This is a genomic window from Synechococcus sp. W60.3 (genome assembly GCF_047502615.1).
In the GTDB taxonomy this organism is placed as follows: Bacteria; Cyanobacteriota; Cyanobacteriia; order Thermostichales; family Thermostichaceae; genus Thermostichus.
The window spans coordinates 1-3096 of the sequence record NZ_JANSHJ010000026.1 but is presented as its reverse complement, the minus strand read 5'-3'; the positions used below and the strand labels follow the sequence as shown (position 1 = coordinate 3096).

3 protein-coding genes are annotated in these 3096 nt (G+C 59.4%); 1 reads left to right on the top strand and 2 read right to left on the bottom strand.

All coding sequences use genetic code 11. The annotated features are described in order from the left end of the window. The coding region (locus NW846_RS09550; RefSeq protein ID WP_414515839.1) for a transaldolase at positions 1-958 on the bottom strand (958 nt) is incomplete at its 3' end. Positions 959-1248: 290 nt separating this feature from the next. Further along, positions 1249-2202, bottom strand: coding sequence for an RluA family pseudouridine synthase (locus NW846_RS09545; RefSeq protein ID WP_414331111.1), 954 nt, complete (start codon positions 2200-2202; stop codon positions 1249-1251). 337 nt (positions 2203-2539) lie between these two features. Between NW846_RS09545 and NW846_RS09540 the strand changes: the two genes are divergently transcribed. Beyond that, a partial coding sequence (locus tag NW846_RS09540; RefSeq protein ID WP_414515837.1) for a PEP/pyruvate-binding domain-containing protein occupies positions 2540-3096 on the top strand: 557 nt, incomplete at its 3' end.

Genomic DNA, 3096 nt, shown 5'->3' with positions numbered 1-3096 from the left:
TGAGCAGTTTTTCCAGCACCTCCAGCGCCTTGGAGAAGCCCTGGATCCCTTCTTCCAGCTTTTCTGAGGCCATGCGGTTTTCCCGGTGCATCTGGTCGAAGGTAGCTCGATCCATCACCAGGCGCGGGATGTCCATTTTCTTGGCTTTTTCCGGATCCAGTTTGCGCTCCAGGTAACCCTCGGTGTTCTGCAGCTCCGCCAGCAAGGCGGGCGAGATGGTGAGAAGATCGCAGCCGGCCAACTCGATGATCTCCCCGATGTTGCGGAAGCTGGCCCCCATCACCTCGGTCGGATAGTCGTATTTGCGGAAGTAGTTGTAAATCTGGGTCACCGACTGCACCCCCGGATCTTCGGCAGGGGGATAGCTCTCCCGGCCCGTGTGTTTCTTATACCAATCCAAGATGCGGCCTACAAAGGGCGAGATCAGCTTCACCCCCGCTTCGGCGCAGGCTATGGCTTGGTGCAAGCCAAACAACAGGGTAAGGTTGCAGTGGATCCCTTCTTTCTCCAGGATCTCGGCAGCCCGGATCCCTTCCCAAGTCGAGGCAATTTTAATCAGCACCCGCTTGGGATCCGCTCCTGCCGCCTTGTAGAGCTCGATCAAATGGCGGGCTTTGGCAACTGTGGCTTCTGTGTCGTAAGAGAGGCGGGCATCCACCTCCGTCGAGACCCGGCCAGGAATGATGGACAAAATGCGCACGCCAAAGGCCACGGCCAGTTGATCGATGGCGTGGGCCACCACGGTTTTGATGTCGGCTTTGGATCCCAGTTCTTGGCGGGCCTTGAGCAAGGTTTCATCGACAATGCCCTGGTACTGGGGCATTTGGGCAGCCGCTGTGATCAAAGAGGGATTGGTGGTGGCATCCTGCGGCTTAAAGCTCTCGATGGCGTTGATATCACCCGTATCGGCGACCACGACGGTCATCTCTCGCAACTGCTCCAGCAAGCTCTTGCTCATGTTCGGCTCCTTGAGATTGCGCTACGCGCCGCTTCTGCGACCTAGTCCCAGTGTTACTCATCCACGCAAGGGATCCCAGCAGATGTGAGATTGTCTTAATTCTCTTCTCTGGCCGGGTTCACCCCCACGGGTGTGGGGACAACTGGGCATACTCGTTTCAAACAAGATGAAGACCCTTCGCCGCTGACCCTCACCCCTTTCGGGCGAGGGGAGCTGGGGATCAACCAACCAGCTGTTCCACAGCCGTTTGCAATGACCAGGCAAAGCAAGGGGGAAACCCCAGAGGCTGCCTAGCCCGCCTGGCTGCGCAACTGCCGCAAGAGCCGCTCAAACTCCTCCGGCAGGGGAGCGGTAAACTGCAGCGGCTGGCCTGTGCGCGGGTGAACAAAGGAGAGCTTCCAGGCATGGAGAGCTTGGCCGCCCAGCTTAACAGGGCTGGTTTTGCTCTGGGTGTAGAGGGGATCCCCGACAATGGGTAGGCGCATGTGGGCAGCATGCACCCGAATTTGATGGGTGCGCCCGGTCTCCAGCTCAAACTGCATCAGGGTGTAGTTGCCCAGCCGCTCCAACACTTGCCAGTGGGTTACCGCCACTCGCCCTTGGCCAGGGGTCAGGACGGCCATTTTCTGCCGATCCACCGGGTGCCTCCCAATGGGGGCAGAGACGGTGCCTTGGCTTTGGGCCGGCCGGCCAAACACCACCCCCAAGTAGATGCGCCGGGCGGTTTTGGCCTGGATCTGGGCTTGTAGGTGCTGGTGGGCCTGATCGTGTTTGGCAATCACCAGGGCACCAGTGGTGTCTTTGTCAAGGCGATGGACAATACCTGGACGCAGCTCGCCGTTGATGCCTGAAAGATGGGGGCAGTGGGCCAGCAGGGCGTGCACCAGGGTGCCACTGGCGTGGCCGGGGGCGGGGTGCACCACCAAACCGCGGGGCTTGTTGATCACAAGCAAATCGTCATCTTCGTAAAGAATGTCCAAGGGGATCGGCTCCGGCTGCAGGGCAGTCGGGGTGGCTGGCGGGATCCGCACCTCGACTTCATCCCCAGCTTGCAGGGGGCGATCCTTATCCCGGCAGGGCTGCCCATTGAGCCAAACCTGGCCCTGGCGGATAAGCTGCTGCAGGCGCGACCGCGACAGCTCCGGCAGTTGCTCTGCCAATCCTCGATCCAGCCGCAAGCCCTGCTGTTTTTCCGTCACCCTGATCTGGCGAATGTCTGCTGCAGCCTCCTTGTGGCCCTCCATGCCGTTGTTGCCCAAATTGCCTTCTTTGACCATTGTGGCAGCCCGGCTACTTTTGCACTGAGTAAAAAAGGTCGAAGATTTGCAGCAACTTCCGCAGGCAGGTGGTGGGGGGATCTGCCTTGTCTCATCGCCTTCTAAGCCTTCTTGGGGGGATCCCTGGGCAATTTTAAGGGGCAGAAAATCCTGACTAGAGTGAGGCTATGGCCCACCAAGAATGAGTTGGGCCGAGTGTTGGCATAGGAGAGCCGGGAGCGATCCCAAGCCGACAACACAGCACACCCCAGCAATTGGCGTTGGCTCAATGGATCGCTCAATGGATCTAAGAAGGAGGTAAGGCATGTCGGATGGAGCAACCAGGGGATCCCAGCTTCAGCAACCCTCTCAACCCCAGCTTGGCTCAGAGCCGCCCTTGGTTTTGTCTCTCACAGAGGTGGGCCTACGGGATATTGCTCAGGTAGGCGGGAAAAACGCCTCCTTGGGAGAAATGCTGCAGCAGCTCACCTCAAAGGGGATCCAGGTGCCGACAGGATTTGCCACCACCGCCCATGCGTATCGCCAGTTCATCGCCTCTGCGGGCCTAGAGGAGAAGTTGCAGGAGATTTTCAAAGACTTAGACATTGAGAATGTCCAAAATTTGCGCGAGCGGGGCAAGGCTGCCCGCACCTTGATCTTGCAAACTCCCTTCCCCCCTCAGCTAGAGCAGGCCATCGCCGAAGCCTACCAGAAGCTGTGCGAGCGCTACGGCCCCGACACCGATGTGGCAGTGCGCTCCAGCGCCACGGCAGAAGACTTGCCGGATGCCAGCTTTGCCGGCCAGCAGGAGACCTACCTGAACGTGCGTGGAGTGCGGGCGGTGCTCAACGCCTGCCACCACTGTTTTGCCAGCCTGTTTAC